7 protein-coding genes are annotated in these 6,137 nt (G+C 58.1%); 4 read left to right on the top strand and 3 right to left on the bottom strand.

Annotated elements, in window-relative coordinates:
* From GOW93_RS20505 to GOW93_RS20495, 3 genes are all read right to left on the bottom strand, one after another.
* A partial coding sequence (locus GOW93_RS20505; protein ID WP_254443686.1) for a GTP-binding protein occupies positions 1-130 on the bottom strand: 130 nt, incomplete at its 3' end.
* 113 nt (positions 131-243) lie between these two features.
* On the bottom strand, positions 244-837 hold the full coding sequence (locus GOW93_RS20500) for a hypothetical protein (protein WP_170388227.1): 594 nt from the start codon (positions 835-837) through the stop codon (positions 244-246).
* A gap of 96 nt (positions 838-933) precedes the next feature.
* On the bottom strand, positions 934-3,282 hold the full coding sequence (locus tag GOW93_RS20495; RefSeq protein ID WP_170388225.1) for a DNA topoisomerase IV subunit A: 2,349 nt from the start codon (positions 3,280-3,282) through the stop codon (positions 934-936).
* A 202-nt stretch (positions 3,283-3,484) separates the two neighbouring features.
* On the opposite strand from GOW93_RS20495, the gene GOW93_RS20490 reads away from it, so the two are divergent.
* From GOW93_RS20490 to GOW93_RS20475, 4 genes are all read left to right on the top strand, one after another.
* Positions 3,485-4,093: an SH3 domain-containing protein gene (locus GOW93_RS20490; RefSeq protein WP_254443703.1), complete on the top strand. Its 609-nt coding sequence runs from the start codon at positions 3,485-3,487 to the stop codon at positions 4,091-4,093.
* Between the two features lie 69 nt (positions 4,094-4,162).
* On the top strand, positions 4,163-4,993 hold the full coding sequence (locus tag GOW93_RS20485; protein WP_170388222.1) for an SDR family NAD(P)-dependent oxidoreductase: 831 nt from the start codon (positions 4,163-4,165) through the stop codon (positions 4,991-4,993).
* A gap of 80 nt (positions 4,994-5,073) precedes the next feature.
* On the top strand, positions 5,074-5,277 hold the full coding sequence (locus GOW93_RS20480; protein ID WP_170388220.1) for a twin transmembrane helix small protein: 204 nt from the start codon (positions 5,074-5,076) through the stop codon (positions 5,275-5,277).
* The gene (locus GOW93_RS20475; RefSeq protein WP_170388218.1) at positions 5,278-5,850 is read left to right on the top strand and encodes a cob(I)yrinic acid a,c-diamide adenosyltransferase; all 573 of its coding nucleotides are present in this window, start codon (positions 5,278-5,280) and stop codon (positions 5,848-5,850) included.
* Positions 5,851-6,137 lie beyond the last annotated feature (287 nt).

Here is a 6,137-nt window from a genome sequence, read left to right as displayed (position 1 = left end):
GGTCATACGCTTTGAAGTCACCGAAATACTTGGTGATTGCTGCGGTCAGCGTGGTCTTGCCGTGGTCAACGTGGCCAATCGTACCGATGTTGACGTGCGGTTTTGTACGCTCAAACTTTTCCTTTGCCATTCCTCAGGCGCCCTTTTGCGATTTGGGGGACCCTTGGTCCCGTGGTTACATCTGCGCGCGCGAGATATTTGGTTCAAAGGGGAAAATCAAGCACATCCTGCGTTAAAAGCCATTTATGACGCCGGATTTTGCGTCACCACGCCAGAATCGAGCGGTTGGATCAAGTTCGGACGGCGATCAAACCAACCGTTCTCTTCATGTTCTTCGGCCAGCCATTCCTCGACTCGGTCCGCGACTTTCAGGGCCAGCCCGCTCATTTGTTCTTCTTTGGTGCGCTCGTGGCCCGAACCTTTCAAAGCGCTGCCACCGGTCGTGTCTTCCAGAACCTGGAACTGTTTCCCCTTGGCAAGGAACTCTTTCTTGTTCACGTCGTACACGTTCACCAGAACGATCGCCGTGCTTTTTGGATTATAGAGGATAGGCACGCCCGGGGGCGCCAGCATATAGCCTTCGAGGCTGATTCCGATGTCATATTCCTGCGCGCCCACATAGCGACCCAACCGGATATCGACCGCGTTCTGGATTGCAGACGTCCATTCGTCCGGAGTGGCGTCCCGCGACACCGGCCCCTGAACCGCCTTGTCAGCAAAGGCATAGTTCACCCGCAGTTTGAATTCCCCAAGCGACTCGGGCTCTTCATACAACTGCGTCTGCGTACAAGCGCCCATCAGGGCCAGTCCGGTGATTAGTGTCAGAATGCGCAACATGTCTCTTCTCGATAGGCCTGTTTTCCTTGATCTAACGCACCGATACAGCCTGTGCCAAGTCGTATCGGCGGAATTCTACCCCAGACGCCTGCCCGATCACGAGAATTTATAATCACGCGGGAAGCCGTAGGGCGGCTTTTTTCCGACGCTGGCGCGTTTTGCCAGCCATTGGGACATATCGGCCTCGTGCCGGGTTTTGTCGCCACCCATGGACCATTTCAGGCCCTCTTCCCAGTTGAAGGTGGTGATGTCTGACAACCCGCCATCCAACTCTAGCGTACCCTGCCGTCCACGAGCCATGTTGTATTTCTGCAGACGTACACCCTTGCCACGTGTCATCTCGGGCAGTTCTTCCGCTGGGAAGACAAGGAACTTGCCGTTCTGGGATACGACAGCCACGTGGTCGCCCGCGACCGGCTTACAGATCATCGCGGTTTCGTCGCCTTTGACGTTCAGCACCTGTTTACCGTTGCGCGTCTGGGCCAGCACGTCATCTTCGGGCACCATGAAACCGTTGCCCGCATCCGAGGCCACCAGCAGCTTGCGCCCGGGTTTGTGGATCAGGATGTCGATGATCTGCACCTCGTTCGGCAGGTCGACCATCAGACGCAGCGGTTCGCCCATTCCCCGCCCACCGGGTAGGTTAGCGGCGCTGACGGTGTAGAATCGCCCGTTCGAGGCAAACACAAGCAACCGGTCGGTCGTTTCCGCGTGGAAGATGAAACGCGGGCCGTCACCGTCCTTGAATTTTAGCTCACGCTTAAGGTCGATGTGACCGGTCATGGCCCGAATCCAACCCATCTGAGAGCAGACAACCGTGATCGGTTCGCGGTCGATCATCGCCTCAAGCGGGACTTCCTCGACCTGCCCGGCCTCGGCGAATTGAGTCCGGCGGGCGCCGCCTTCGTAATCCTTGCCGAAGGTCTTTCTGGTCTCTCTCAACTGTTCGGCGATCTTGGCCCATTGCAGGGCGGGATCGGCCAGCAAGTCTTCGAGATTGGCGCGTTCCAGCATCAGCTCGTCCCGCTCACGGACCAGCTCCATCTCTTCCAGACGGCGCAGGCTGCGCAGGCGCATGTTGAGGATCGCGTCGACCTGAACCTCGGACAACTCGCCCTCGCCTGGCTTGGGCGAGACATAATCGGCCTCACTGGTCGCACGGATGTGGTCGATACCCCAATCCTCGCGCATCAGCGCGGCTTTGGGGTCGTCATCGTAACGGATAATGTCGATCACACGGTCGAGGTTCAGGAAGGCAACAATAAAGCCCTCCAACACCTCCAAACGGTGGTCGATCTTCGCCATCCGGTGACGCGAGCGGCGGATCAGCACCTCTTGCCGGTGATCGAGGAAGGCGCGCAGCACTTCCTTCATCGAACAGACCTTGGGCGTCACACCGTCGATCAGCACGTTCATGTTCAGGCTGAACCGCACTTCGAGGTCCGAGTTGCGGTAGAGCATGCCCATCAGCACCTCGGGGTCCACGTTCTTGGAACGTGGTTCGAGGATCAGGCGGATGTCATCGGCGGATTCGTCACGCACATCCGCAAGTATGGGAATCTTCTTGGTCTGAATCAGTTCCGCGATCTTTTCGATCAGCTTGGATTTCTGAACCTGATAGGGGATCTCGGTGACAACGATCTGCCACTGGCCACGACCCAGATCCTCGACCTCGAACTTGCAGCGCAGACGGAACGACCCGCGCCCGGTGCGATAGGCCTGAGCGATGTTTTCAGGCGGCTCAACAATCACGCCGCCGGTCGGAAAGTCCGGACCTGGCACATAATTCAGCAGAGTGTCGTCGCGCGCATCCGGCGTCTTGATCAGATGCAGGCAGGCATCGCAGAGTTCCGAGATGTTATGCGGCGGGATATTTGTCGCCATGCCTACCGCAATGCCACTGGAGCCATTGGCCAGCAGGTTCGGGAACTGCGCAGGCAGAACGACCGGCTCGGTCAGTGTGCCATCATAGTTGTCGCGGAAATCGACGGCGTCCTCGTTCAGACCCTCGAGCAGCGCCTCGGCCACGATGGTCATCCGCGCCTCGGTATAGCGCGAGGCCGCCGGGTTATCACCGTCGATATTGCCGAAGTTCCCCTGCCCGTCGACCAGCGGGTAGCGGACGTTGAAGTCCTGCGCCAGACGCGCCATCGCATCGTAAATCGCGGCGTCACCATGCGGGTGATAGTTACCCATCACGTCGCCCGAGATTTTCGCGGATTTACGGAACCCGCCCGTCGCGCTGAGTCGCAGCTCTCGCATCGCGTAGAGGATTCGCCGGTGAACCGGCTTCAGCCCGTCGCGCGCATCAGGCAGCGCACGGTGCATGATGGTGGACAGCGCATAGGTCAGATAGCGCTCGCCAATCGCGCGGCGCAGCGGTTCAGCTATCTCGCCCCCATTGTCAGGGGTCTCCATATTGGGGTCGTCGATCGTATCGGTCATATATGATGTGATACGCCGCAAGAGCGCCTTGGTAAAGCAAGCAACACGTATTTTGCTGGGGACAAGTGGCGCTTTTTGCAACAGGGGGAGGCAACCCCCCGATTTCCCCCGTCTTTCGACTCGAACCCTGAAATATGGTACGCTGAATGGATTAGATTTCGGCCTATTTCTTATTTCCAGCTATTGATCCGGGGGATGCGCCATGACGCGCCTTATTGTTATCACTTTCGCTGCACTCGGTTGGTGTTTCTACGTGATGAGCGACGGACCAGACTTCGAACCGCGTGGCCTGCGCGCTGAGCAGCCTGCTCGGGTGGCGCCCACCCCGATCCGATCAGTCGCATCCGCCCAGCCAGAAGAGCTTGTGACCAACGTCACGATCCGCGCCCCGTCAATTCGCACCAAGCCAGAGCCTGCTTTGGAAGAGGTGGTTGAGTTCATAGCGGATGACGCCAGCCTCGCGTCATTCCCGGGCTTCTCGGTGTTCGAGGATCAAAGCGCCAACATCACATTGGCCTCGCTTGAAGATGGCGTGGCCGGGCTGCGCCAGATTGCGGACGAAACACAAGATATCCAGACCGCGGCACCTTCCATCCCCGAACCCACAAAAGACATCCGAGAGATTTCGGGTACCCGAGTGAACATGCGCGACGGGCCGGGCACGATCTACCCGATCATAGGCAAAGCCACCATGGGTCAGCAGGTCGAGATTCTGAGCGAGTCTGGCACCGGCTGGCTGCGTCTGCGCGTGTTGCCGCAGCAACAGGTCGGTTGGATTTCGGCCTCGTTGGTGCGAAAAATCTCAAACTGACGCAGTCGTGTCATTGTCCTGCCCCCATCCTCGCAATAGCTATAGGTGAGGTTCGAAGGCGGGAGGATCATGCAGAAAACCATTCTTATCACCGGCTGCTCCTCGGGCATTGGCCTGGATGCTGCCCATGGCATGCGTGCGCGTGGATGGCGGGTCTTTGCATCTTGCCGCCAGCAACGTGACTGCGATCGGCTTCGGGCGCAGGGATTTGAAAGTCCGCGCATCGATTACACTGACACCGATAGCATTACCTCTGGTGTGGCTTCGGTGTGCGAAGCCACTGGCGGCACGCTGGATGCACTGTTCAATAACGGAGCGCATGGCCTGCCTGGTGCGGTCGAGGACTTGCCGACAGACGGCCTGCGCCAGATATTCGAGGCCAATTTCTTTGGCTGGCACGAACTGACCCGACAGGTGATTCCTGTTATGCGGGCGCAGGGGCATGGGCGAATCGTTCAGAACTCATCGGTGCTGGGTCTGGTAGCTTATCCGTGGCGTGGTGCTTATGTGGCCACAAAATACGCAGTGGAAGGCCTGACAGACACGCTGCGTCTGGAACTGGCGGATTCTGACATCAAGGTGATCCTGATCGAACCCGGCCCGATCACTTCAAAAATCCGAGAAAACTCGATCCCCTTCTTCGAACGTTTCATCAACTGGGAAAGCTCGGCCCTGCGAGAGCGCTATGAGTCTTCACTGTTGAAAAGATTATACGAATCCTCCCCGGGTCCAGACCGGTTCGAACTGCCTGCGTCAGCGGTGACCGACAAGCTGGCCCATGCGGTGGAATCCAAGCGACCGCGCGCACGGTACTACGTTACGACGCCGACCTATATTGCCGGATACCTCCGCCGCATCCTGCCAACCCGAACCATAGACCGAATCCTGTCGGACGTCTGAGGCGAAATTACCCGTTCGCTTTTCATGTCCATAGGTCTAGATGATAGCCTAAGAAAACAGAAAACGCGGACGGTGTACCCATGGACCTATTGATGGTCATTTTATTGCTGGCCATGGCGGCTGTTGTCGTCGTGCTGGCGATTGGCATCTCAAACTTCGGCAAGAGCGGCAAGGCGGCCGCAATGAAAAGCAACAAGATGATGCGCCTGCGCATTCTGTTTCAGTTCATTGCCGTGATACTGATCGTGCTTTACGTCTGGCTGCGTGGACAAGGGGCACAGTAAATGGTCGTTCTGAACAAGATTTACACTCGCACCGGCGATGACGGCAAAACCGCTTTGGGCAATGGCGAACGCGTTGCAAAATATTCTGGCCGTGTAGCCGCCTATGGCACCGTGGACGAATTGAATTCTTTCGTCGGCGTTGCCCGCACCGAAGCGGACGGCGAGGTCGACGCCGCCCTGTCCCGCATCCAGAACGACCTGTTCGATCTGGGTGCCGATTTCTGCCGCCCTGATATGGAAAAAGATGCCGAGGCCGACTATCCCCCGCTGCGCATCGTTGCATCTCAGATTGACCGTTTGGAAGCTGAGATCGACGTCATGAACGAAACGCTGGAGCCGCTACGCAGCTTCATTCTGCCCGGCGGTTCGCGTTTGGCAGCGCATCTGCATGTGTGCCGGACGGTCTCGCGCCGGGCCGAGCGTCTGGCAGTTGAATTGACCAACATGGAGCCGGTAAATACGGCCGCCGTGAAATACCTCAATCGCCTCAGTGACTGGTTCTTTGTCGCCGCGCGTTGCGCCAACGAAAACGGCACTCAGGACGTGCTGTGGGTTCCGGGCGCGAACCGCTGAAAGCGGCGCAGTGTCCAGTGGACACTGCGGCGACCGGAAGGGCGGAACCCCGGCCCGAAGGGCGGGCGCTAACCGTTAAGTGATGGGAAGTTGCGTCAAAAAACACAAAACGCGACGTCCCAGGGCCATGGCGTGACGATTTTGCCCTGTTGCAGGTCGAATTGAGGCGTTATTCATCCCCCCGAGAGCATTGGTGGAGTCGCTGGGCGGCTTACCGTTATTTGTGAGGAGCAAACGCAAAATGAAGGTACTCGTGCCTGTCAAACGCGTGATTGACTACAATGTGA

Source organism: Ruegeria atlantica (assembly GCF_013032455.1).
Classification (GTDB): Bacteria; Pseudomonadota; Alphaproteobacteria; order Rhodobacterales; family Rhodobacteraceae; genus Ruegeria; species Ruegeria atlantica_B.
Note: the sequence above shows the minus strand (reverse complement) of the source record. Positions and strands in the feature narration are given on the sequence as shown.